The following is a 24,101-nucleotide window of genomic DNA, read 5'->3' as shown; positions in this document are numbered from 1 at the left end:
AGTAAAAACCCACTGATTAAAGTTTCATTTTATTATTTTTTAGGTGTTAATCCTAATTTCTTTAAAATATCTGCCAGTGTACCGCTTTTGGATTTTTCTACAGGTGTTTGTGATTTAGATGCATCTGGACCTTTTTTCAAGAAGTTCCTTTCAACGAAGCGAATATCTTTTTCGTCGACAATACCATCTTTATTAAGGTCTCCGTCTTTTACAGTTACTCCTTTTTTACCATAGTTGCTAGCGATAATTTCAGCATCTTTAATATCGATTACTTTATCAGCATTTACATCGCCGGTAAGGTTTTCGTCAGGTCTTGCATAATAATATTGGCCAAGCAGCTTACCGTCTTTTTCAGTACCAAGTTTCGTTGTTAGGCGGCTTGTTAAATGTCCTGGCACCTCTACATATAAGTTATAGTCGCGTTTATTAACTGGAAGTCCATTTAGTTTGAAGTATCCGTATTTATCTAGTGAGCCTTCAAACTTATGATGGTAAGAATCAGTCGCATATACTTTTACGCCAAGCTTTGTATAATCGAACTTTTCATCTAAATATTCGCGTTCATTTAAGAACGCACCAGGTTTAATATTTCCTTCTACTAGTGAGTTTAAGGACATAACTGAGAATGTTTGATCTTGAAGTACACGCATTCTATTTGGTTCTGATTCACCTTGTTTCCAGTAAACAAAAATTGGTGACTCTAATTGAGCGTTTGCTTCATAAAATTCATCATTTTCTACTTTGAAAGTTACATCAATGAACGGGAAATCACCATCTAATCCAGCAAAGTTTTTGTCATCGATAGCGCCGCCAACTGTAACAGAACCTGCCTCTAATTTCGGTTCATTTACTTTTGCGGTTACTCCTTTTTCGGAAAGTAGCTTTTCAAAAGCAGGATTAAATTTCGCATTTCAATAATATTGTGACAAAAAATATTGAGAAACATTTTTTTATAACAGATTATTTTGTTTTGATTTTGAGTGGAAAATAGCATGAAAAATAGGATAAACATAATAAAATAAAGGTTGAGAAAAAATAATTGGTAAAAATATAGAAGAATAATAAAGCGTTTTCAATTAATATTCGTCAAAATTCGATATTTTACACGGAAATTTGAAGAAAAACTAACATTTTTAAGAAAAAAACGAATGTTTTTTATAAATTAACAAGGATATTGCAGTTTTTCGCAGAAATAGTTAAAGTATAAAAAATTCTGTCATCTAAGTGAGGTGAGCATATTGAGTGTAATAAATTGTGAAGAAGTGAAACGAGATGAGTTTCATACAGAAAAGTACTATGAAAGTTATAACATCTTTGGCGCACATGTTGTGACGGAAGATGAGATTCAAGGGGTACGATTTACAGTCTGGGCTCCTCATGCGAAAGCAATGAGTGTTGTTGGAGATTTTAATGAGTGGGATTATGAGCAACATAAGATGCTACAAGTGACAGAAGAAGGGATTTGGTCCTTATTTATACCGCATATTGAAGAAGGAGAAATATATAAATATGCGATTGAAACGTTGGCTGGTGACGTCATTTTAAAGGCAGATCCGTATGCTATATATGCAGAAGTAAGACCGAATACGGCATCTGTAGTTTTTGATATAAAAGGATATGAATGGAATGATAAAAACTGGAATCGTAAGAAAAAGAAAAAACCGATTTATAAAGAAGCGATGACAGTTTATGAATTACATTTTGGTTCTTGGAAAAAGAAAGAAGATGGAACACTATATTCTTACAGGGAAATGGCAGAAGAACTCATTCCGTATGTGGTGGAACATCAATTTACACATATTGAAATTATGCCGCTTGTTGAGCATCCATATGATCGTTCTTGGGGATATCAAGGAACGGGATATTATGCAGCGACGAGTAGATTTGGTACACCGCATGATTTAATGTATTTTGTCGACGAATGTCATAAATATGGAATCGGTGTCATTTTAGATTGGGTACCGGGGCATTTTTGTAAAGATGCTCACGGTTTATATTTGTTTGATGGCACACCGACCTATGAATATAAAGATAAAGATGTACAAGAAAATCTAGTATGGGGAACTGTCAATTTTGATTTAGGAAAGAGAGAGGTACGTAATTTCTTAATTTCAAATGCGTTATTTTGGATGAGATATTTCCATATTGATGGTTTCAGAGTAGATGCAGTTGCGAACATGTTGTACTGGAATAAAGAAGGACAAGAGCAAAGTAATGAGTACGCTGTGTCATTTTTACGGGAGTTAAATGAAGCAGTGTTTGCAGAGGATGAAGATTTTCTTATGACGGCAGAGGATTCAACAGCTTGGCCACTTGTAACAGCACCAACGTATGAAGGTGGGCTTGGATTCAATTACAAATGGAATATGGGCTGGATGAATGACGTGCTGAAATATATGGAGTGTGCGCCAGAGTACAGAAAATATATTCATGAGAAAATGACGTTCTCTTTACTATATGCTTACTCTGAAAACTTCATATTACCCCTTTCTCATGATGAAGTCGTTCATGGGAAAAAGTCGTTATTAAATAAAATGCCAGGTGATTACTGGGATAAGTTTGCTCAGCTTCGTTTGTTATATGGATATTTCTTTACTCACCCAGGAAAGAAATTACTTTTCATGGGAGGAGAATTCGGGCAGTTTGATGAGTGGAAAGACCTTGAAGATTTAGATTGGAATTTACATGATTTTGAAATGCATCGTTATATGCATGATTACTTTAAAGAGCTCATAGCATTGTATAAGCGCTCAAAACCACTTTGGCAGCTTGATCATTCGCCTGAAGGTTTTCAGTGGATTGATGCTAATAATAACGAGCAAAGTATTTTCTCGTTTATCCGCCAAGGGGATAAACAAGAAGATGCGTTAGTTATCGTATGTAATTTTACGAAAGCTACATATGAAAACTATAAAGTAGGTGTACCAGATTTCGAGTATTATAACGAGATTTTAAACAGTGATGCACAGCAATATGGCGGTTCGGGACAAGTGAATAAGAAACGTCTTAAGACGATTCTAGAACCGTACCATAATCAAGCAGCACATGTAGAGATTACAATTCCACCATTTGGCGTATCCATATTACGACCAGTGAAGACGAGAAAGGGGAGCAAAAAACAAGATGGCTCAAAAACAAAAGTGCGTAGCAATGTTACTAGCAGGGGGAAAAGGTAGTCGTTTAAGTGCATTAACAAAGAATTTAGCCAAGCCAGCTGTTCCATTTGGTGGTAAATATCGCATTATTGATTTTACGCTAAGTAACTGTGCGAATTCTGGTATTGAAACGGTTGGGATTTTAACGCAATATCAACCACTCGAACTTCATAATTATATCGGAATCGGAAATGCGTGGGATTTAGACCGAGTAAACGGTGGGGTCACAGTCTTACCTCCTTATGCGGAGTCTTCAGGGGTTAAGTGGTATACAGGTACGGCAAGTGCCATTTATCAAAACTTAAACTATTTAAGTCAGTATGAACCGGAGTATGTTCTCATTTTATCAGGCGACCATATTTATAAAATGGATTACAGTAAGATGCTAGATTACCATATTCAGAAAGAATCGGACGTATCCATTTCTGTTATTGAAGTACCTTGGGATGAAGCGAGTCGCTTTGGCATTATGAATACAAATGAAGAAATGGAGATTGTTGAGTTTGAAGAGAAACCACAATTTCCAAGAAGTAATCTTGCATCAATGGGAATCTATATTTTTAATTGGTCAATTTTGAAAGAGTATTTAGAGATGGATGCAAGAAACCCTGAATCTAGTAACGATTTTGGAAAAGACGTACTTCCGCTTTTATTGGATGAAGGGAAGAAGCTAATGGCGTATCCGTTTGAAGGATATTGGAAAGATGTTGGAACGGTGAAGAGCTTATGGGAAGCGAATATGGATTTGCTTCGCGATGAAACATCACTGAATTTAAACGATCGTAATTGGCGTATTTACTCTGTCAATCCAAACGAACCGCCTCAATATATTGCTGAAAAGGCGAAAGTAGAAGAATCGCTTATTAACGAAGGGTGCGTCATTGAAGGGGACGTGAAGCATTCTGTGTTATTCCAAGGAGTGACGGTGGAAGAAGGAAGTATGGTGATTGATTCTGTCGTTATGCCAGGGGCTAAGATTGGTAAAAATGTTGTGATTGAAAGAGCGATTGTTGGATCAGAAATGGTTATCGAGGATGGAACAATCATTCGTCCAGAAAAGAATGTTGACGATGTAGTATTAATTGCTGAAGGGAAATAGAAAAGGGGGATGAAATGAATGGGAGAAAAAATGTTAGGAATTATTAATGCAACGGGAAGTTTTCCTTCCTTAAAGAAAGTAACAGGGCATCGTTCACTAGCGGCGTTACCGTTTGGGGGCCGTTATCGACTCATTGATTTCATGCTTTCAAATATGGTGAATTCTAGTATTCATAGTGTGGCAGTTTTTACAAGCCATAAAAATCGTTCGTTAATGGACCATGTTGGTTCAGGAAAACAGTGGGATTTAGATAGAAAAAGAGACGGACTATTTTTATTCCCGCCAAACTGCCAATGTGACCAAGATGAATTTGGGTCTTTTGCACACTTTAGAAGACATATTGATTATTTTCTAAGAAGCAGAGAAGAGTACGTTGTTATTACGAATAGCCATCTCGTAACAGCATTAAATTTTCAAGCGGTGTTAGAGCGGCATATACATACGGCAGCTGATATTACGGAAGTTTGCCATGAAGGGGTTTCACTTCAAACATATGTGTTAAAGAAACAATTATTGTTAGACTTATTTGAGTCATATAAAGATGTGGAACAATACAGTTTATTTGATGTAGTGAGAGAAAAGCGCGGGAAATCATTACACATTGCTACATATGAACATACTGGATATGTAGCAATTATTGACTCGATTGAAAGTTACTATAAACATAGCTTAGAAATTTTGCAACCTGCTATTTGGAAGCAATTATTTAAGAAAGAAGCACCGATCTTTACGAAAGTAAAAGATGAGCCACCAACTCGTTATTTAAAGGGTGCAGTCGTGAAAAATACAATGATTGCAAACGGTAGTATTATTGAAGGGGAAGTCGAAAACAGTGTTGTTTCCCGTTCAGTTAAAATTGGAAAAGGTTCAATTATTCGTAACAGTATTATTATGCAAAAGAGCCAAATTGGAGATAACTGTATAATAGATGGTGTTATTATTGATAAAGACGTGAAAATTGGTGACGGTGTCGTATTAAAAGGAAACGCCGATGGGCCGTATGTTGTAGAAAAAGGAAGCGTACAAAACAGTACGATTAATAGTTATTCTTAAAAGAATCAGTGGGGGTCTTCCTCCACTGATTAAAGTTTTAATTCAAATGAAAACTCGAAGGGAGGAAGCTGCAAGAGGAGTAATAAAAACTTTTCGCGCAGTGGGACAACAAGTGAATATTTTATTTGCAGTATCAGAATGTGTACCGTTTGTGAAATCGGGAGGATTAGCTGATGTAGCGGGTGCGCTCCCAAAAGAGCTGAAAAAATTAGGAGTGGACGTTCGTATTATACTTCCGAATTATAGCCTCATTCCGCAAAAGTTAAGAGATGGATGTACGTTACATAAAGTAATTAACGTCCCGCTTGGGTGGAGAAATCAATATTGTGGAATTTTAAAAGGTGAGCAAGACGGAATTACGTATTACTTAATAGATAATGAATATTATTTTAAGAGAGATTCTCTGTATGGTCATTATGATGACGGAGAGCGTTTTTCTTATTTCTCAAAAGCGGTGTTAGAGTGTATTCCGCACCTTGATTTTGAAGTGGATGTTCTTCATAGCCACGATTGGCATACGGCTATGGTTAATTTCTTACTTCGTGAAAAGTATCAAGATAACCCGTTATATGAGCGTATTAAAACGGTATATACAATTCATAACTTACAGTTCCAAGGTGTATTTCCTCCTGAAGTAATGTACGACTTGTTAGAACTTGGTGATGAATATTTCCACAGTGAGCAGTTAGAGTTTTATGGGAATGTGAACTTTATGAAGGGCGGTATTATCGCTTCGGATCAAATTACAGCGGTGAGCCCGACATATAAAGAAGAAATTCAATATGAATTTTTCGGTGAGAAGTTAGATGGATTACTGCGAAAATATAATGATAAGCTTAGCGGCATTGTAAATGGTATTGATACGAGCGTATATAATCCAGAAACGGATTCGTATATTAAGGCTCAGTATGATGCAGAGTCATTATATGAAAAGAGTGAAAATAAACGCGCCTTGCAGCGTTATTTTGGTTTGCCAGAAAAAGAGGATACACCAATTATTTCAATGGTAACGAGATTAACGAAGCAAAAAGGTCTTGATTTAGTACGTACTGTATTCCGCGAACTAATGGAAGAAGATGTACAATGTATTATTTTAGGTTCAGGTGATTCGGAATATGAGCAATTCTTTGAGTGGATGGCATATGAGTATCCGGAGAAGGTAAAAGTTTATATCGGATTTAATGAAGAATTAGCTCACCAAGTGTATGCGGGAAGCGATTTGTTTTTAATGCCATCGCTGTTTGAACCGTGTGGACTTGGACAACTTATCGCATTAGCGTACGGTACGATTCCAATTGTAAGAGAAACAGGTGGATTAAACGATACAGTACATTCTTATGATGAAGAAACAGGCGAAGGAAATGGTTTCAGTTTCACGAATTTTAATGCACATGACATGCTGCATACGATTCATCGTGCAATTGAATTCTATCACGATAAACCGGTATGGGAGCAGCTTGTAAAACAAGCGATGACTGAAGATTACAGCTGGGAGCAATCGGCTCTTGCTTATAAGGAATTATATAAAAGTCTCATGGAATAACATGTAGGTGGTGAAAAAATGTTTACTCATGTTGAAAGTTTTAAATCAACTTTTCTAGAAAAGTTAGAGACGATGTATGGTAAAAGTTTTAAAGATTCTACAACTCGTGATCAATATAATACACTCGGCCATATGGTACGTGAGTATATGAATAGTCAATGGATTGCAACGAATGAGAGTTATCGATCCGGAGAGCAAAAGCAAATGTATTACTTGTCTATTGAGTTTTTGCTTGGACGTTTGCTTGGAAGTAACATCTTGAATTTAGGTATTAGAGATGTATGCGAGCAAGGGTTATCTGAACTAGGGATTTCGTTACAAGAGTTAGAAGAAGTGGAAGCAGATGCAGGCCTTGGTAATGGTGGGCTTGGACGCTTAGCAGCCTGTTTTCTCGATTCACTTGCATCTTTAAACTTGCCAGGACACGGCTGTGGAATTCGTTATAAACATGGTTTGTTTGATCAGAAAATTGTTGATGGTTATCAAGTCGAATTTCCAGAACAGTGGCTTCTTCATGAAAACGTATGGGAAGTAAGAAGGCATGATCAAGCTGTAGAAGTAAGTTATTTCGGCAATGTTGAACCGCTAGAAATTGACGGGCGTTTAGAGTTTAGGCATACAAATGCAGAAGTCATTATGGCCGTGCCATATGATGTGCCAGTAGTTGGCTATGAGACGAGTACTGTAAATACACTTAGACTTTGGAATGCTGAACCAGTTCCTTTCCCGCAAAACTGCAAAGATATTTTGAAATATAAGCGTGAAACAGAGGCTGTATCGGAGTTTTTATATCCAGATGATACGCATGATGAGGGAAAAATACTTCGTTTAAAACAACAGTATTTCCTCGTATCAGCAAGTTTGCAAAATATCGTTCGAATGCATAGAGAAAGATATGGTGACCTTCGTCAACTACATGAAAAAATTGCGATCCACATTAACGATACACATCCGGTTTTAGCAATTCCGGAACTGATGCGTATTTTACTAGACGAAGAAAAGTTAGCATGGGAAGAAGCTTGGCACATAACGACGCAGACGATTTCTTATACGAATCATACGACGTTATCAGAAGCGCTCGAAAAGTGGCCAATTCACATTTTTAAACCGTTATTACCGAGAATTTATATGATTATTGAAGAGATTAATGAACGTTTCTGTCATGAACTGTGGGAACAGTATGCGTATGAGTGGGATCGTATTGAAGCAATGGCGATTATTGCACATGACCTTGTGAAAATGGCTCATTTAGCGATTGTCGGTAGCCATAGCGTAAACGGTGTAGCGAAAATTCATACGGAAATATTAAAGCAGCGGGAAATGCGATTGTTTTATGAATTTTATCCAGATAAGTTTAATAATAAGACGAATGGAATTGCTCATAGGCGCTGGCTTATGAAAGCAAATCCACAGTTAACAAATCTCATTTCAGAGGCGATTGGAACAGAGTGGAAGAAAGAACCGATTAAGCTTCAAGAGCTACAATTAGTTCAATATGATGCGAGTTTCCAAGAGAAATTTGCAGAGGTAAAACAAGAGCGTAAAGAGATTTTAGCGGAGCGTATTCATAATACAATGGGGATTACCATTGATCCAAATTCTATTTTTGATGTGCAAGTGAAAAGATTACATGCTTATAAACGACAATTATTAAATGTTCTTCATATTTTATATTTGTATAACCGTTTGAAAGAGGATGCTAGTTTTACATTTTATCCGCGTACTTTTATTTTTGGAGCGAAAGCATCACCTGGCTATTATTACGCGAAAAAAATTATTAAATTAATAAATGAACTCGCAAGAAAAGTAAATAATGACCCGTATGTCAGTCAATATATGAAAGTTATCTTTCTAGAAAACTATCGAGTTTCTTTAGCAGAAGATATATTCCCAGCGGCGGATGTAAGTGAACAAATTTCAACGGCGAGTAAAGAAGCATCGGGAACAGGTAATATGAAATTTATGATGAATGGTGCGATTACACTCGGAACGCTAGACGGTGCTAACGTTGAAATAAAAGACCGGGTCGGTGATGATAACTGTTTTATTTTCGGTTTAACAGCAGAAGAGGTTCTTCATTACTATCAAAATGGTGGATATCGTGCAAGTGATTATTATCACCACAATGGGCACATTAAAAAGGTAGTAGATCAGTTAACGAATGGTTTCTTTGCACAGTCGGGAGCCGAATTTGAAGCAATTTACGATTCTCTCGTTATTCAAAATGATGAATATTTTGTTCTGCGAGATTTTGGTCCATATGCTGAAAGACAAGAAGCTGTCGGTAGAGCTTATGAGAACCGAACGAAGTGGCTAGAAATGTCGATTTTAAATATTGCACAGTCTGGTCATTTTGCGAGCGATCGAACGATTTTGCAGTACAGTAATGAAATTTGGGGTATTGGTAATGCAGTTAAACAGTTTTAAAGAGGTTGCTATATTGGGAGATATATTATCGATTTACCAACAGAAATGGATATTAATAAATAAAACGTGCTTAATAAAATTAAGCTCGTTTTATTTATTTTGCTTAAGAAAGAAATGGAACAGTGGTATATATGATACCTGCCCCATCATACTCTCCTGTCGCAAAGTATGAAAATGTAAAGAAACCTGTAACCGTAAAAATTATAATAAGGAAAAATGCGAAGATAAATTTTAACATGTAAGGTCCCCTCATCCAAAAATAACTTCATAGATTATTATAGTATACGAATATTTTATTTCCAATTGTTTACTGGTTAAAAATGAGAAGTCAGACATGTTTTGTATGTTGTAATGGAATGATTATTTGTAATGGATTTTGTGTTTTTTGTAAATGTCATGTTGTGATGGACGTGTGCATACTCCCAGTCATGATCATTAAAATTTATGTTTCGGGGAGGGAGAAGTGGAACGACATCGAATAAGTTGACGAAACGAAAGCTACTAGCTACTTGTAGTTTATAATAATTTCGAAAAGCGATATCTCCTACTTTTGGAGAAGCGAATGTATAAAGTCCATACTGTGCGAAGGCAGTATTTATACGTGCATCTAATATGTGTAATGTGGCAAGCGCGCCACCTAGACTATGCCCAGTAGCTAGCAGTTTTTTATGTGCTGGCAATGATACGAGCATATCCATAATAGAATCACGACAAGACTCATAAATAGAGAGAAAACCGTTATGGACATTTCCGCCATTTAAAGCATAAGGATAAGGTTTTTGATTGACGAGAGAATCAATAATCCAATCTGGATCTGTTTGAGTGCCTCTGAAGGCAACGATAATTGTATCCTCAGATTCTAATATAAATCCGAACCATTCTGTTGTTTGAATGGCCTTTCCTTGAAAACCTTGTACATATTGAAAACCATCTGGTATTTCGAAAATACCATTTTGTTTATATTGTTCATACGTTAACTCACAACAAGAAGCTAACAGTATGGCAGTGTCTTTATCAAAGGATAAAGGAGTACGCATTAAGGTAGCCCTCCTTAAGAAAAGGTATAGTTTAATATATGCGGTGAGGAACTTGATTCATTCTTTTGGAGGTGGGGAATAGCTTGTATCGCTTACCTAAATCAGTGGAGGAAATTATAATGTCAAAATAAAACAGTGCCTGATAAGGACACTGTTTACTCTTTTTCATCTCAAGGAATCGACTTTTTTAGTTATTCTTAATGAACTGACGCATGCGTTAGTTGCATAAGTAAGAGGTTTGAAAAAATAGCCTGTATATATTTGAATGATGAATAACTTACCTATTTTCTTGTGTTTGTTTGCGTTACATACAGAAAAAATTCGGAAAATAAAACATATTATTTATCTGTTTGTTTTTGCTTCTTTTTCAAATACTCCGTACGCAATTTTTCAAGTTGCTGCTTTTTATCAAATTTGGCAGGCTTCTGTTTTTCATGGAACTTTGCCACAGCTACCTGACTTTTGGAATCCAATTGATATTTTCCCACTTTGTTCACCTACTTTTCTTGTCTCTAAAGAGAATCTACTCAACAAATATAATATACCTTATTTTCCTTAAGTAAACCTTATTACTTTATTTTAACTGCTTTTTCTCGTTTGTAGACGTAAATTAAAACACCCTTTCACTTTATTACTGCAAGCAAGGGTGTTTTAATTTTATTATTTTATTAGTTGATGGCCATTCCCACATAAGGGCACAGTTTACTCTTTCCCATCTAATAAACGACCAAGGCCACCTAATACACTACCTTCGCCAGTACTTTGCGCTGCTGGGCTTGTAAGGCGTGCTGCTAATCGGCTAAGTGTTAAGGACTGAATCCAAACTGTTCCAGGTCCTTCTAACGTTGCGAAGAATAAACCTTCGCCGCCAAATAGAGCTGTTTTTACTTTTCCAACGAACTCGACATCATAGTTAATGTCTTTTGTCATAGCAACAAGACAACCTGTATCAATGCGAAGTTTCTCACCAGGTTTTAATTCACGTTTATATACAGTTCCACCTGCGTGCATGAAAGCAAGACCGTCACCTTCAAGTTTCTGCATGATAAAACCTTCACCACCGAAGAAACCAGTTCCTATTTTTTTCGTAAATTCAATTCCGATAGAAACACCTTTTGCGGCACAAAGAAAGGCATCTTTTTGACAAACTACTTTTCCTTGATATTCTGTTAAATCTACAGGAATAATTTTACCAGGATAAGGAGCAGCAAATGAGACGTGGCGTTTGCCGTGACCTGTATTTGTAAATACAGTCATAAACATACTTTCGCCTGTAACGAGACGCTTACCAGCGCCCATTAATTTTCCGAATAAACCTCCAGATGGGCCAGAACCATCACCGAAGATTGTTTCCATTTCTATGTAATCTTCCATCATCATCATTGCGCCAGCTTCTGCGATCACGCTTTCTTCTGGATCTAACTCAATTTCAACAAACTGCATATCATCTCCGTATAACTTATACTCGATTTCATGTGCTCTCATTTTTTCACCTCGTATGTAATAGATACTTATATTGTACAGAATTTAATAGGATTAGAATACTTTAGTTTTGTTAATTTTCAAATAAAGTGGAACAAACCAAAACTGATTATCAGCTCCCGCCAATCAAGCTGTCCGCAAATACCGGGCTAAAATATGAATATGGAAATTCAACATTATATTAAAATTATAAAAAAATGGTGGAATGAAAGTGTTCTCATTTGACGTTTTGGATATAGCGTGATATAGTGAAATCACTATTGAGCTACATAATGTGGTACGGAAATAAAGCACGTTGAATTAAAGGCTGTAAGCTTGTTATACATTCATGTCCTTTATATCCACCTTTTCATGTGGATTCATAGTTTCATTTTTATTTAGGAGGTACATGACATGCAAACAGGTAAAGTTAAATGGTTCAACAGCGAAAAAGGTTTCGGTTTCATCGAAGTTGAAGGTGGAGACGATGTATTCGTTCACTTCTCAGCTATCCAAGGTGACGGATTCAAAACTTTAGAAGAAGGTCAAGAAGTTTCTTTCGAAATCGTTGAAGGTAACCGTGGACCACAAGCTGCTAACGTTACAAAAAACTAATTAGCTAGCGATAAAAAGCATTCCGATTTTCGGAATGCTTTTTTTTATTCTTTGGAACTCGACTCATTTGAAGATAATTCGCCCTTAAAGGTACGCTCTTCAAAGTCATCAAGCATTTGCTCATATTCTTCATGTTCTTCCGTAGCGAAAACTTGCGGATTTTTTCCATACATATCTGTACCAATAAAGTTTTCGAAATCCTCTACGTAGCCTACGTTTTCTTCACTATTTACGTACATGCCATTATAGTTTTTCGAATCTTGTCTTTCTAAATCAGATGGTGTTTCAGATGTTCCGTAATTAGCAACATCTTGCCATGCATCTTCTGCATCATATTCAACAGAACGATCTTCATCATGTTTGTGGAAAGAAGGAGATAACACTTCTTCTTCGACTGGTCGTGTATTCATATTTAGCTTATTTGTCGCGTGCTGGATGCATGTTGTAGCAGTCGGCATTGCTTCTAATCTTTCAAATGGAATTTCTTCGCCAGACACTTCGCAAATGCCGTACGTACCCGCTTCTATTTTTTGCAAGGCATGTTTCGTATCCTCTAGCTGTTTATGCCAAAGTTCAATAAGCCCGAAGTCTTTTTCACGTTCATATAGCTCTGTTGCCATATCAGCTGGATGGTTATCATAGCTAGATAATTCTCCAACAGACTCACGTTCAGATGCACGATCTTCATTTTCGTGTGTTTGTATCGTTTGCTCTAGTTCGTGTTTTTGTTTTTCTAAAACGGATTTAAATTGATTTATTTGTTGTGGAGTTAACATAGTCGTCCACCTTCCTACAATTCAGTTTCTTTACATAGTATGAGCGTTGCGAGTAGGAATTATGAGATGAATTTCAGATATGAAAAAGGAGCCGCATAAGCAGCTCCTTTTATAGAAAGTATCCAAGTAATAATCCGATTCCCATGAGGAGACCGAAGATCGTATTTGTTTTTGCTGTTGCAATCATCGCAGGTACCATTTCCATTGGAATGCTTTTGCCGATAAAGCCTTTCGTCGCTTTAAATGCTTTCGGTGCACTTAAAAATACGATAAGCATCCATGGTGATACGATGCCCACGATAATTAAAGCAATTGTCCAAATGTAGGAAACGATGAACATAGAAGCAAGTACACCAACCGCTCTTTCACGTCCAACGAGAATTGCTAACGTTTTACGACCGTTTTCTTTATCGCCATCTAAGTCACGAATATTATTAGCTAGTAAAATGGCACCAATTAAAATGGAGCTTGGAATAGATAGTAAAATGACTTCTGATGTTACAGTTCCAGTTTGAATAAAGAATGAAATTCCAATAATGATAACACCCATAAATAATCCGGCTGTTAACTCTCCAAATGGTGTATAGGCAATGGGAAGTGGGCCACCCGTGTAAAGGTAAGCAACGGCCATACAAACAAGACCGATTGCAGCAAGCCACCAGCTAGAATTCATACAAATATAAACACCTAATAGTATTGCGATGCCGAAAAATCCAAATGCTAAGTTAAGCACTGTTTTTGGCTGAATGCCATCGCGAACGATAGCGCCGCCGATACCAACTGAACCTTCGTGATCGAGTCCTCTTTTATAATCAAAGTATTCATTAAACATGTTTGTTGCTGCCTGAATGAGAAGACAAGCAAGAAGCATTATAAGGAAAAGAGGGAGATGTATTTGATTTATACCTCCGACCTGCATTGCATAGGCTGTTCCGATGAAAACAGGAACGAAAGCTGCTGTTAATGTATGGGGACGTAGTAAACTCCACCAAATGCGCCAGCCTGTTTGCTTGCTTGGTTTTGGCGCCGTAGGAGAGGAATTCGTTTCGACGTTCATTTCCATGTTGAATCCTCCTTTGGTCACATATTGTACACAACTAAGTGTAGAAAAAGCATCATTTAGTGTCAACGTTTATTTTCTAGGAAGAGAAGGTGAATTTCTCAGAAATGCTAAACGTTGACAGGCCTTTCGTTTGAGGTGTATCTTAAAATCAAGCGTAATTATGACTATTTTTCGCCCATAGGGGGGAGACAATTGTGATTCAAACGAAACAAAAAGGCTTGCAAGAAGTTCTTAGTGCAGCCATTAAGCATGCAACTGATGAAAAAATATTGGTTAGTTTTGTAAAACAAATAGACTGGATGGATCCGCTTCTGTTTTATGCAGCAGGAAAAAGGATTGCATTGGAAAATAGATGTTATTTTGCAGATCCAGCTCAGCATGTAATATTTGCTGGAATTGGCTCTGTTTTCACTATAGCAAATTCTTCTCACAAACGCTTTCAAGCGGCTCGTGACGAGTGGAATAAAGTAAAAGAGAAAGCATTTGTACAAAGAGAAAAATATGAATTTGGAACAGGTCCTCTTTTATTTGGTGGATTTTCATTTGACCAAGAAAAAGAGAAAACGGACTTATGGAAAGAATTCGATGATACGACATTTTCACTACCAGCATTTTTATTAACTGTAAAAAATGAAAAAGCATGGTTAACAATGAATACATTCGTTTCAGCAACAGACTGTGCAGAAACTCTTTATAACGAAATGATTTCTTTAGAAGAGAAAATTTTTGGGGAGAGTAAATGTGCGCTAAACGGATCGAAATTAACTGTTATTTCTAAAGTAGAAGTGGATCCGAAAGGCTGGATGAAAGCCATTGAGAAAGTGCAAGATGAGATGAAGCAGGGTAACGTGCAGAAGGTTGTATTAGCGAGGGAGCTAAAAGTAGAAATGGATCATCATATTGATTCTGCTCTTGTTTTAGAAGCACTTCGCATTGGGCAACCGGATTGTTACGTATTTTCTTTTGATTATAAAGGAGCATGCTTCTTAGGAGCGACGCCAGAGAGGTTAATTCGCAAAGAAGATAAGAAGTTTACTTCGATGTGTCTTGCTGGTTCAACTGGTCATGGTCAATCTATAGAAGAAAGTAAGCGAAATAGTAATGCGCTTCTTCATGATGAAAAGAATTTAGCTGAACACGGTTATGTTGTGAACATGATCAGGTCGGTATTAAATGAGCACTGCGAATACGTTAATATTCCGGAGAGTCCAGGTCTATTAACAACGAAAAACTTAATTCATTTATATACGCCTGTAGAGGCAAAAGGCACTGCGAGTCTTTTAACGATGGTAGAAGAATTACATCCAACACCAGCTCTTGGCGGGACACCTCGTTTGGAAGCGATGAAACTGATTCGTGATGTTGAATTGTTAGACAGAGGATTATATGGTGCACCGATTGGCTGGATAGATGATGAAGGAAATGGTGAATTTGCGGTTGCACTTCGCTGCGGATTATTAAATGGCGAGAAAGCATCCTTATTTGCCGGTTGCGGGATTGTAATTGATTCAGTACCGCAACTTGAATATGAAGAGACAAGTTTGAAGTTTAGACCGATGCTTGGTGCTTTGGAGGAATTAATGAAATGAACAATCATATAGAAGCATTATCATATTATTTAGGCGCGTTCGTGGATGAACTGACGCGTCTAAATGTATGTGATGTTGTCATTAGTCCAGGCTCACGGTCAACGCCGATTGCTCTACTAATGGAACAACACGAAGGAATGAACACATATTTACATGTAGATGAAAGATCTGCAGGATTTTTTGCGCTCGGTATCGCAAAAGCGAAAAAACGTCCGGTTGCATTATTATGTACGTCAGGAACGGCAGCAGCGAACTACTATCCAGCTGTATGTGAAGCTTTCCATTCACGAGTGCCGCTTATCGTCTTAACAGCAGATAGACCGCATGAATTAAGAGATGTCGGTGCACCACAAGCGATGAATCAATTTAATTTATACGGTACGTTTGTGAAGCAATTTACAGAGATGGCACTTCCAGAAGCGAGTGAAGCGATGTACCACTACGCTCGCATGACAACGCAGCGCATGATAGCAAGTGCTTGTTTAGCGCCGCAAGGACCTGTTCATCTTAATTTTCCAGTTCGTGAACCGCTTATCCCGGACTTTTCATTAGAAAGTTTATGGGATAAAGGACGCGGGGAATATACAGGAGTAGTTCAGCAAGGGAACGTGGTGATGCCGAGTGAATATGTAGATTCTCTTGTAGGGCGCCTTTCACATATGGAAAAGGGGCTTATTATTTGTGGAGATGATAGTCATTCAGAAATCGCAACGTTTGCAACGCAACTAGCTGAAAAAACGGGATACCCAATATTAGCAGACCCACTTTCTAATATTCGTAGCGGACACCACGATAAAACGATGGTAATCGACTGTTATGATACATTTTTACGAAATGAATTGTTAAAAGAGACGTGGAAGCCGGACGTTTTAATTCGTTTTGGTGGTATGCCTGTTTCGAAAGCATTAACGCAGTTCATTAAAAAACAAACGAAAGCTGTTCATATCGTTGTTGACGAATCTGGACAATGGAGAGATCCAGCTCTTGTTGCGACAGAAGTTGTACAGGCAAGTGATATTGCATTTTGCAGTACATTAATAGAAAAAATGCCAGTTATGAAAAAGAATGATTGGTCCCAAATGTGGCAACATATAAACGAAAAAACGAAGGAAACGCTTCGTGAAATGGAAACATATGAAACTGCATTTGAAGGAAAAGTCATTACAGATATTGTACGCGTATTACCAGAAGGAGCAACGTTATTTGCGAGTAATAGTATGCCAATTCGTGATACAGATTCATTCTTCTTCACATCAGATAAAAATATTCAAGTGATGGCAAACCGCGGTGTAAATGGGATTGATGGCATCATTTCGACAGCTCTAGGAGCGAGCGTTATTTGCGATCCGCTCGTATTAGTCATCGGTGACTTATCATTCTATCACGATTTAAATGGACTATTAGCTGCAAAATTACATGAATTAAATATAACGATTGTCGTTGTAAATAATGATGGTGGGGGTATTTTCTCATTCTTACCACAATATGAGAAAAAGGAACACTTCGAATCGTTATTTGGAACGCCGATTGGGCTTGACTATGAGCATGTTGTTAAAATGTACGGTGGTTCATTTAGCCGTGTAAATGGTTGGGAGCAATTCCGGGAGGAAGTACAAAAGGGAGCAACGACAGAAGGTTTACACGTTGTAGAAATTTGTACGAACCGTGATGAAAACTTAACGTTGCACCGTACGTTATGGGCAAAAACACAGGACGTAATTACTACATCATTGCAAGGTGAATCAAAATGAAAGTAACGCTGCAAGATGTATCGTATGAATATGAAGTAGTCGGAAGCGGGGAACCACTTCTACTTCTTCATGGTTTTACGGGAAGCATGGAAACGTGGCGTTCTTTTATCTCTTCATGGAGTGGGCAGTTTCAAGTTATTGTAGTGGATCTTGTTGGACACGGAAAGACCGAGAGTCCTGAAGATGTTGCGCATTATGACATTCGAAATGTGGCATTGCAAATGAAAGAACTATTAGATTACCTTCATATTGAAAAAGCACATATACTTGGCTATTCAATGGGCGGTAGACTGGCGATTACGATGGCGTGTCTATATCCAGAATATGTATGTTCTCTTTTATTAGAAAATTGTACAGCTGGACTCAAAAGTGAAGATGAGCGAAAAGAACGCTGTGAAAAAGATGAGCGACTTGCCGATAAAATTGAGCGAGAAGGCATAGAAAGTTTTGTATCGATGTGGGAAAATATTCCGCTGTTTGAAACGCAAAAACGTTTAGCAAAAAACGTACAAGAAGCGGTGCGAAAAGAACGACTTGCTAACAACCCAAAAGGGCTCGCAAATAGCTTGCGCGGCATGGGAACTGGGGCTCAGCCTTCATGGTGGGATGAGCTAAAAAACTTAAAAATACCTGTTCTTTTAATGAACGGAGAGCATGATGAAAAGTTCTTTCGCATATTAAAAAACATCGAAAAATGCGTCTCTGATGCGAAAATTGTCAAAATTGATGGTGCTGGCCATGCAATTCATGTGGAACAACCGGAAAAGTTTGATACAATAGTAAAGGGATTTCTAAAAACTATGCAGTGATGCTTTTTTCAGTTAAGAATGAAGTTACACTTATAGAGGAGATCAGAAATATACAAGGAGGTAGTTGTAATGGCTATTGAATGGGTAAAAGAAGGCAATTACGAAGATATTATTTATTCAACATACAATGGTATCGCAAAAATTTCGATTAACCGTCCTGAAGTACATAACGCATTCCGTCCAAAAACGGTAATGGAGTTAATCGACGCTTTTGCACAAGCTCGTGATGATGCAAATGTTGGCGTTATCATTTTAACAGGTGAAGGTGGACGTGCATTCTGTTCTGGCGGCGACCAAAAAGTTCGTGGTCATGGTGGATATGTAGGTGACGACCAAATCCCACGTCTAAACGTATTAGACTTACAACGTCTAATTCGTGCAATTCCTAAACCAGTTATCGCAATGGTAGCAGGTTATGCAATCGGTGGAGGACACGTACTTCATATCGTATGTGACTTAACAATCGCTGCAGACAACGCTGTATTCGGACAAACAGGTCCTAAAGTAGGAAGCTTTGACGGTGGATACGGAGCTGGTTACTTAGCTCGTATGGTAGGCCACAAGAAAGCTCGCGAAATTTGGTACCTATGCCGCCAATACAGTGCTGGGGAAGCGCTTGATATGGGCTTAGTAAATACAGTAGTACCATTAGAACAACTTGAAGCAGAAACAGTACAATGGGCACAAGAGATCTTAGCAAACAGCCCAATGGCACTTCGTTTCCTAAAAGCTGCATTCAACGCAGACACAGACGGTCTAGCTGGTATTCAACAACTAGCTGGAGATGCAACGTTATTGTACTACACAACTGACGAAGCAAAAGAAGGTCGCGACGCATTCAAAGAAAAACGCAGTCCGGACTTCGGTCAATTCCCTCGTTTCCCTTGATCAAATCAAAAGCGGAGCCGACTGTTTAGCCCCGTTGGCTAAGGTTCTTAGACGGAAGCGGCTCGCCCACAAAGTGAGTCGCAACCAAATGGTCAAACCGGAAACAAAACAACTAAGAGACTTGATATCATATCAAGTCTCTTTCTTTCATGAAAGGAGAATGTATGATGGAGACGATGCCAAATTGGTTAAAGCAACGTGCATTTTTAACACCAGATCGTACTGCAATTGAAATAGAGGAAGAGAAAGTTACTTTTATGCAGCTGCATGAAAAGGTAGTATCTGTTTGTGAACACCTCACGCATGTAGGAGTGAAGCGAGGGGAAAAGGTGGTTGTTCTGATGAAAAATGGTATGGAGATGATTACAGTTATTCACGCCCTATCGTACGTAGGGGCAGTAGCTGTGCTTTTAAATACGCGTCTTTCAAGAGAAGAGCTACTTTGGCAAATGGATGATGCTGAAGTTATTTGTTTAGTGACCGATCAAGAATTTGATGCTAAAGATGTTCCTGTCTATTCATTCGCCGAGGTGATGAATGGACCAAAAGAGGAAGCCTCTATACAAGAAGAATTCTCTTTAGAAGAAGCGATGACGATTATTTATACGTCAGGGACGACAGGGAAACCGAAAGGCGTTATTTTAACATATGGAAATCACTGGGCCAGCGCGGTTGGCTCTTCGCTTAATTTAGGACTTCGTGATGATGATTGCTGGTTAGCGTGTATGCCGATGTTCCATGTTGGCGGGTTATCTCTTCTAATGAAAAATATTATGTACGGCATGCGCATTTTACTCGTTCCGAAATATGATGCTGATTTTATTCATACAGCACTTCAAACGAGAGGCGTAACGATTATTTCAGTCGTATCAAAAATGTTAACTGATTTATTAGAGAGACTTGGAGAAGAAACATATCCTTCTTCTTTACGATGTATGTTACTTGGCGGAGGACCAGCGCCAAAACCGTTACTCGAAACATGTGTAGATAAAGGAATTCCTGTGTATCAAACGTACGGTATGACAGAAACGTCTTCGCAAATTTGTACGTTGTCCGCAGATTACATGTTAACGAAAGTAGGATCAGCTGGAAAGCCACTATTTCAGTGCCAACTTCGTATTGAAAAAGACGGCGTAGTAGTGCCGCCACATGCGGAAGGCGAAATTGTAGTAAAAGGGCCGAACGTAACAGGCGGTTATTTTAACCGTGAAGATGCGACGCGTGAGACAATTCAAAACGGATGGCTTCATACTGGTGACCTCGGTTATTTAGATGAAGAAGGATTTTTATACGTATTAGACCGCCGCAGCGATTTAATTATTTCTGGTGGAGAGAATATATACCCAGCTCAAATTGAAGAAGTGTTACTCTCTCATCCGATGGTAGCGGAAGCCGGTGTTGTCGGTATGTCTGACGATAAATGGGGACAAGTACCCGCTGCTTTTGTTGTGAAAAGCGGGGCGGTAACAGAAGAAGAAATTCTTCACTTTTGCGAGGAGAAATTAGCGAAATATAAAGTGCCGAAGAAAGCATGTTTCTTAGAGGAATTACCACGTAACGCTTCGAAAAAATTGTTAAGACGAGAGTTAAGACAATTAGTGGAGGAGATGTAGGTGGAAATAAAAAAAGCGACACTGTATATAACGGAAATGCCACTCGTAATCCCGTTTGCTGCAAGCTACGGGACTTACGAAAAGCGTGAGAGTATCGTTATTGAATTAGAAGATGAAGACGGGTACATTGGATTTGGCGAAGTCGTTGCGTTCTCTGAACCGTGGTATACGGAAGAAACGGTGAAGACGGCGCTGCATGTACTGCAAGACTTTTTAATACCTGATTTATTAAAGGCTGAAATTTCTCATCCGAATGAGGTACCGGGTCTATTTCAACATATAAAAAGAAACCGAATGGCAAAGGCCGGAATTGAAGGGGCTGTTTGGGATTTATATGCGAAGTGTCAAAAGAAATCGTTAGCGACAGTGCTTGGCGGAACGAAGTCTGAAATTGAAGTCGGCGTTGTAATTGGGATCAATACGATTCCGGTTATGTTAAAACAAATCGAGAAGTACGCAGAAGAAGGATACGAGCGTTTTAAAGTGAAAATAAAGCCAGAGCATGATTACGAATTATTGAAAGAGATTCGAAAAGAGTTTCCGCATATCCCGCTAATGGCAGATGCAAATTCAGCATATACATTAGGGGATACGGAGAGGCTGAAACGACTAGATGAATTCCAATTAATGATGATTGAACAACCGTTAGCCGATTATGATTTTCTTGATCACGCGGAGTTGCAAAAGAAAATTGAAACGCCGATTTGTTTAGATGAAAGTATTCATAGTTTAGAAGATGCACGCGTTGCGATTACCCTTGGTAGCTGCCAAATTGTGAACATTAAACCAGGGCGAGTGGGCGGAGTAACAGAATCGGTTCAAATCCATAATTATTGCATGGAGCACAACATACCCGTTTGGTGCGGCGGTATGGTGGAGATGGGGATTTCAAGAGCACAAAATGTTGCGCTTGCCTCATTGCCGAACTTTACGATTCCAGGCGATATATCTGCTTCTAGCAGACATTGGGAGCAGGATATTATTTCGCCGGAAGTGACGCTTAAGGGCGGAAAAGTTATGGTGCCGCAAAGTGTTGAAGCTGAGTATGAAGTAGACCGCGGAAGGTTGGCGGAGATCACGAAACAGCGAATTGTTTTGGAGCGGTAACTTGAGTCTTTAAAGTAGCGGGCGAATTTCGTTGTTAATTGTCGGTAAGTCGATATATTTCAATAATCGCTGATATAATGCGAGTTACGGTCGATATAATTGAGAAATCGCCGATATAATTCAAGTTATGGTCGATATATTTGGAAAATCGCTGATATAATTTTATTTACAAAGGTTACTCTAATGGGTAACCTTTTCGTATTGTACAAATTGGATAGACTAGTTTACAATCGAGCGTATAAAAGGGGGAGTAAAATGAAGCGCATTTCAATTTTAATAGTGGATGATGAGGCAGAAATTGCTGATTTAATTGAGATACATTTAGAAAAAGAAGGGTACCACGTCGTGAAGGCAGCAGACGGGGAAGAGGCTGTTCATATTATTGAAACGCAGCCAATCGACTTAGTGGTTTTAGATATTATGATGCCGAAAATGGATGGGTATGAGGTGACGCGCCAAATTCGCACGAAGCATCATATGCCAATCATTTTCTTAAGTGCGAAAACATCTGATTTTGATAAGGTGACAGGTTTAGTATTAGGTGCAGATGATTATATGACGAAACCTTTTACACCGATTGAATTAGTTGCGCGTGTAAATGCACAATTACGTAGGTTTCTTACATTAAATCAGCCGAAAGTAGCGGAGAATAAATCTGCTTTAGAGATAGGCGGAGTTATTATTGAACCTGAGCGAAGAACAGTGAACGTCTATGGAGAGCAAATTGAGTTAACACCGAAAGAGTTTGATATTTTATATTTATTAGCGAGCCATCCGAAGAAAGTGTATAATGTGGAAAATATTTTTCAGCAAGTATGGGCAGATGATTATTATGAAGGCGGAAATACAGTTATGGTACATATTCGTACGTTGCGGAAAAAGCTTGGGGAAGATAAAAGAAAGGATAAATTAATAAAAACAGTGTGGGGAGTAGGTTATACTTTCAATGGCTAATATGATGAAAAGTTTTCGATTTAAAATGATTGCCTTATTTGCGTTAAGTATGGTGCTTGCAGCAACTGTAACTTATATAATTTATAAAGGATTGCAGCTGTATTATAAAACGATGGTTCGCTACGAAGAGCCTTTAGCGCAATTTAGGTCAGTGGTAAGGGAAGTTGGAGACATTAACTTCTTTTTAATTTTCTTTATTCCGTTATCTATTATCTTTTTCTTCTTTTTGACAAAACCGTATTTAAAGTATTTTAGTGAGATTTCTAACGGGATTCATCATCTTGCGAACGGTAACTTTACGAATAAAGTTCAAGTTTCATCAAACGATGAGTTTGGAGATATCGCACGTGAAATAAATGTTGCGAGTGAAAAGTTAAAAGAAGCGGTGGAAAGAGGAGACTTTGCTGAAAGTAGTAAAGATCAGCTCGTTGTAAACTTAGCTCATGATTTAAGAACCCCATTAACATCCGTGTTAGGGTATTTAGATTTAATTCTTAAAGATGAGAATTTGACGAAGGAACAAATTAAACATTTTTCCACGATTGCATATACGAAATCGCAAAGGCTCGAAAGTTTAATCGATGAGTTATTTGAAATTACACGTATGAATTATGGCATGCTAAAGCTGGATAAAAAACCGATTGATATAAGTGAACTACTTATCCAGTTAGATGAGGAATTGTATCCTTTATTAGAGAAACATCATTTACAAGCTAGGTTGAATATTGATCCGCATTTGCCGATTAACGGTGATGGAAAATTGTTAGCTAGAGTATTTGAAAACTTGTTAACAAATGCCGTTCGATACGGATATGATGGGCAATTTGTTGATCTGAATGGGTATATCGATAATGGAGAAGTTGTCGTACAAGTTATGAATTATGGAGATAGCATTCCAGAAGAAGATTTACCGTATCTTTTTGATATGTTTTATACAGGTGATAAATCGAGAACTGAGAACCGTGGCGGGACAGGCCTTGGACTATTTATTGCGAAAAATATTGTTGAGCAGCATAACGGTACAATTTCTGCTGAAAGTAATGTAGTTAGAACAATGTTTGAAGTGCGATTGCCAAAAGACGAGAACTTAACAATTTAATAAAAATTTAAACTTTACCCCACTTTTTATTTTAATAGTTTTTTCTATTCTATACGTAAGTT

General features: G+C 38.0%; 20 protein-coding genes and 1 pseudogene. 14 read left to right on the top strand and 7 right to left on the bottom strand.

Annotated elements, in window-relative coordinates; all coding sequences use genetic code 11:
• Positions 1 to 32: 32 nt before the first annotated feature.
• Positions 33 to 911: pseudogene (locus DN407_RS24125) on the bottom strand (dockerin type I domain-containing protein); the annotation flags it as partial.
• Between the two features lie 327 nt (positions 912 to 1,238).
• Between DN407_RS24125 and glgB the strand changes: the two are divergent.
• The 5 genes from glgB (at position 1,239) to glgP (ending at position 9,277) form a co-directional block, all read left to right on the top strand.
• Positions 1,239 to 3,176 (top strand): 1,4-alpha-glucan branching protein GlgB, encoded by a 1,938-nt coding sequence (glgB, locus tag DN407_RS24115; RefSeq protein ID WP_000111398.1) that lies wholly within the window; start codon positions 1,239 to 1,241, stop codon positions 3,174 to 3,176.
• On the top strand, positions 3,124 to 4,254 hold the full coding sequence (gene glgC / locus DN407_RS24110) for a glucose-1-phosphate adenylyltransferase (protein WP_000057606.1): 1,131 nt from the start codon (positions 3,124 to 3,126) through the stop codon (positions 4,252 to 4,254). Before glgB ends, glgC begins: the two co-directional genes overlap by 53 nt.
• A gap of 18 nt (positions 4,255 to 4,272) precedes the next feature.
• Positions 4,273 to 5,307 carry a glucose-1-phosphate adenylyltransferase subunit GlgD gene (gene glgD / locus DN407_RS24105; RefSeq protein ID WP_000504164.1) on the top strand — a complete coding sequence of 345 codons (1,035 nt, stop codon included), beginning with the start codon at positions 4,273 to 4,275 and terminating at the stop codon, positions 5,305 to 5,307.
• A 112-nt stretch (positions 5,308 to 5,419) separates the two neighbouring features.
• Entirely contained in the window at positions 5,420 to 6,850 is a 1,431-nt protein-coding gene (gene glgA, locus DN407_RS24100; protein WP_048568044.1) for a glycogen synthase GlgA, read from the top strand.
• An 18-nt stretch (positions 6,851 to 6,868) separates the two neighbouring features.
• Entirely contained in the window at positions 6,869 to 9,277 is a 2,409-nt protein-coding gene (gene glgP, locus DN407_RS24095; RefSeq protein ID WP_149216674.1) for a glycogen phosphorylase, read from the top strand.
• 103 nt (positions 9,278 to 9,380) lie between these two features.
• On the opposite strand, the gene DN407_RS32270 is transcribed toward glgP, so the two are convergent.
• The 4 genes from DN407_RS32270 to DN407_RS24085 all read right to left on the bottom strand — a co-directional run bounded on the left by DN407_RS32270 (position 9,381) and on the right by DN407_RS24085 (position 11,799).
• Complete coding sequence (locus DN407_RS32270) at positions 9,381 to 9,515, bottom strand: hypothetical protein (protein WP_000911064.1); 135 nt, start codon at positions 9,513 to 9,515, stop codon at positions 9,381 to 9,383.
• Between the two features lie 76 nt (positions 9,516 to 9,591).
• On the bottom strand, positions 9,592 to 10,314 hold the full coding sequence (locus DN407_RS24090) for a lipase family protein (protein ID WP_001260111.1): 723 nt from the start codon (positions 10,312 to 10,314) through the stop codon (positions 9,592 to 9,594).
• Positions 10,315 to 10,652: 338 nt separating this feature from the next.
• Positions 10,653 to 10,802 (bottom strand): hypothetical protein, encoded by a 150-nt coding sequence (locus DN407_RS31735; protein ID WP_000521639.1) that lies wholly within the window; start codon positions 10,800 to 10,802, stop codon positions 10,653 to 10,655.
• Positions 10,803 to 11,016: 214 nt separating this feature from the next.
• Positions 11,017 to 11,799, bottom strand: a complete 783-nt coding sequence (locus DN407_RS24085; protein WP_001201257.1) for a TIGR00266 family protein — start codon at positions 11,797 to 11,799, stop codon at positions 11,017 to 11,019.
• A gap of 390 nt (positions 11,800 to 12,189) precedes the next feature.
• On the opposite strand from DN407_RS24085, the gene cspD reads away from it, so the two are divergent.
• On the top strand, positions 12,190 to 12,390 hold the full coding sequence (gene cspD / locus DN407_RS24080) for a cold-shock protein CspD (RefSeq protein ID WP_001193054.1): 201 nt from the start codon (positions 12,190 to 12,192) through the stop codon (positions 12,388 to 12,390).
• A 44-nt stretch (positions 12,391 to 12,434) separates the two neighbouring features.
• On the opposite strand, the gene DN407_RS24075 is transcribed toward cspD, so the two are convergent.
• The gene (locus DN407_RS24075) at positions 12,435 to 13,166 is read right to left on the bottom strand and encodes a yteA family sporulation protein (RefSeq protein WP_000957365.1); all 732 of its coding nucleotides are present in this window, start codon (positions 13,164 to 13,166) and stop codon (positions 12,435 to 12,437) included.
• Between the two features lie 109 nt (positions 13,167 to 13,275).
• Positions 13,276 to 14,229 carry a 1,4-dihydroxy-2-naphthoate polyprenyltransferase gene (locus DN407_RS24070; protein WP_000425740.1) on the bottom strand — a complete coding sequence of 318 codons (954 nt, stop codon included), beginning with the start codon at positions 14,227 to 14,229 and terminating at the stop codon, positions 13,276 to 13,278.
• 194 nt (positions 14,230 to 14,423) lie between these two features.
• On the opposite strand from DN407_RS24070, the gene DN407_RS24065 reads away from it, so the two are divergent.
• The 8 genes from DN407_RS24065 to DN407_RS24030 all read left to right on the top strand — a co-directional run bounded on the left by DN407_RS24065 (position 14,424) and on the right by DN407_RS24030 (position 24,039).
• Positions 14,424 to 15,818 carry an isochorismate synthase gene (locus tag DN407_RS24065; RefSeq protein ID WP_087967167.1) on the top strand — a complete coding sequence of 465 codons (1,395 nt, stop codon included), beginning with the start codon at positions 14,424 to 14,426 and terminating at the stop codon, positions 15,816 to 15,818.
• On the top strand, positions 15,815 to 17,569 hold the full coding sequence (gene menD / locus DN407_RS24060) for a 2-succinyl-5-enolpyruvyl-6-hydroxy-3-cyclohexene-1-carboxylic-acid synthase (RefSeq protein WP_098284069.1): 1,755 nt from the start codon (positions 15,815 to 15,817) through the stop codon (positions 17,567 to 17,569). The genes DN407_RS24065 and menD overlap by 4 nt, the downstream gene beginning before the upstream one ends.
• On the top strand, positions 17,566 to 18,378 hold the full coding sequence (menH, locus tag DN407_RS24055) for a 2-succinyl-6-hydroxy-2,4-cyclohexadiene-1-carboxylate synthase (RefSeq protein WP_088045582.1): 813 nt from the start codon (positions 17,566 to 17,568) through the stop codon (positions 18,376 to 18,378). Before menD ends, menH begins: the two co-directional genes overlap by 4 nt.
• 69 nt (positions 18,379 to 18,447) lie before the next feature.
• Positions 18,448 to 19,266 carry a 1,4-dihydroxy-2-naphthoyl-CoA synthase gene (menB, locus tag DN407_RS24050; RefSeq protein WP_000963884.1) on the top strand — a complete coding sequence of 273 codons (819 nt, stop codon included), beginning with the start codon at positions 18,448 to 18,450 and terminating at the stop codon, positions 19,264 to 19,266.
• 167 nt (positions 19,267 to 19,433) lie between these two features.
• Positions 19,434 to 20,879 (top strand): o-succinylbenzoate--CoA ligase, encoded by a 1,446-nt coding sequence (locus tag DN407_RS24045; RefSeq protein ID WP_179955806.1) that lies wholly within the window; start codon positions 19,434 to 19,436, stop codon positions 20,877 to 20,879.
• Positions 20,880 to 21,986, top strand: coding sequence for an o-succinylbenzoate synthase (menC, locus tag DN407_RS24040; RefSeq protein ID WP_000403300.1), 1,107 nt, complete (start codon positions 20,880 to 20,882; stop codon positions 21,984 to 21,986).
• Positions 21,987 to 22,241: 255 nt separating this feature from the next.
• The gene (locus DN407_RS24035; RefSeq protein WP_149216672.1) at positions 22,242 to 22,940 is read left to right on the top strand and encodes a response regulator transcription factor; all 699 of its coding nucleotides are present in this window, start codon (positions 22,242 to 22,244) and stop codon (positions 22,938 to 22,940) included.
• Positions 22,933 to 24,039 carry a HAMP domain-containing sensor histidine kinase gene (locus tag DN407_RS24030; RefSeq protein ID WP_000002610.1) on the top strand — a complete coding sequence of 369 codons (1,107 nt, stop codon included), beginning with the start codon at positions 22,933 to 22,935 and terminating at the stop codon, positions 24,037 to 24,039. Before DN407_RS24035 ends, DN407_RS24030 begins: the two co-directional genes overlap by 8 nt.
• The last annotated feature ends 62 nt before the right edge of the window (positions 24,040 to 24,101 follow it).

Source organism: Bacillus sp. JAS24-2 (genome assembly GCF_008274905.1).
Lineage (GTDB): Bacteria > Bacillota > Bacilli > Bacillales > Bacillaceae_G > Bacillus_A > Bacillus_A cereus.
This window is presented reverse-complemented; position numbering and strand designations above follow the sequence as displayed.

Bases quoted from the DNA above. Each gene is read 5' to 3' on its own strand.
- glgC (WP_000057606.1), top strand. From the start codon at position 3,124: ATGGCTCAAAAACAAAAGTGCGTAGCAATGTTACTAGCAGGGGGAAAA.
- glgD (WP_000504164.1), top strand. From the start codon at position 4,273: ATGGGAGAAAAAATGTTAGGAATTATTAATGCAACGGGAAGTTTTCCT.
- glgP (WP_149216674.1), top strand. From the start codon at position 6,869: ATGTTTACTCATGTTGAAAGTTTTAAATCAACTTTTCTAGAAAAGTTA.
- DN407_RS32270 (WP_000911064.1), bottom strand. From the start codon at position 9,515: ATGTTAAAATTTATCTTCGCATTTTTCCTTATTATAATTTTTACGGTT.
- DN407_RS24090 (WP_001260111.1), bottom strand. From the start codon at position 10,314: ATGCGTACTCCTTTATCCTTTGATAAAGACACTGCCATACTGTTAGCT.
- DN407_RS24085 (WP_001201257.1), bottom strand. From the start codon at position 11,799: ATGAGAGCACATGAAATCGAGTATAAGTTATACGGAGATGATATGCAG.
- cspD (WP_001193054.1), top strand. From the start codon at position 12,190: ATGCAAACAGGTAAAGTTAAATGGTTCAACAGCGAAAAAGGTTTCGGT.
- DN407_RS24075 (WP_000957365.1), bottom strand. From the start codon at position 13,166: ATGTTAACTCCACAACAAATAAATCAATTTAAATCCGTTTTAGAAAAA.
- DN407_RS24070 (WP_000425740.1), bottom strand. From the start codon at position 14,229: ATGGAAATGAACGTCGAAACGAATTCCTCTCCTACGGCGCCAAAACCA.
- menD (WP_098284069.1), top strand. From the start codon at position 15,815: ATGAACAATCATATAGAAGCATTATCATATTATTTAGGCGCGTTCGTG.
- menH (WP_088045582.1), top strand. From the start codon at position 17,566: ATGAAAGTAACGCTGCAAGATGTATCGTATGAATATGAAGTAGTCGGA.
- menB (WP_000963884.1), top strand. From the start codon at position 18,448: ATGGCTATTGAATGGGTAAAAGAAGGCAATTACGAAGATATTATTTAT.
- DN407_RS24045 (WP_179955806.1), top strand. From the start codon at position 19,434: ATGGAGACGATGCCAAATTGGTTAAAGCAACGTGCATTTTTAACACCA.
- DN407_RS24035 (WP_149216672.1), top strand. From the start codon at position 22,242: ATGAAGCGCATTTCAATTTTAATAGTGGATGATGAGGCAGAAATTGCT.
- DN407_RS24030 (WP_000002610.1), top strand. From the start codon at position 22,933: ATGGCTAATATGATGAAAAGTTTTCGATTTAAAATGATTGCCTTATTT.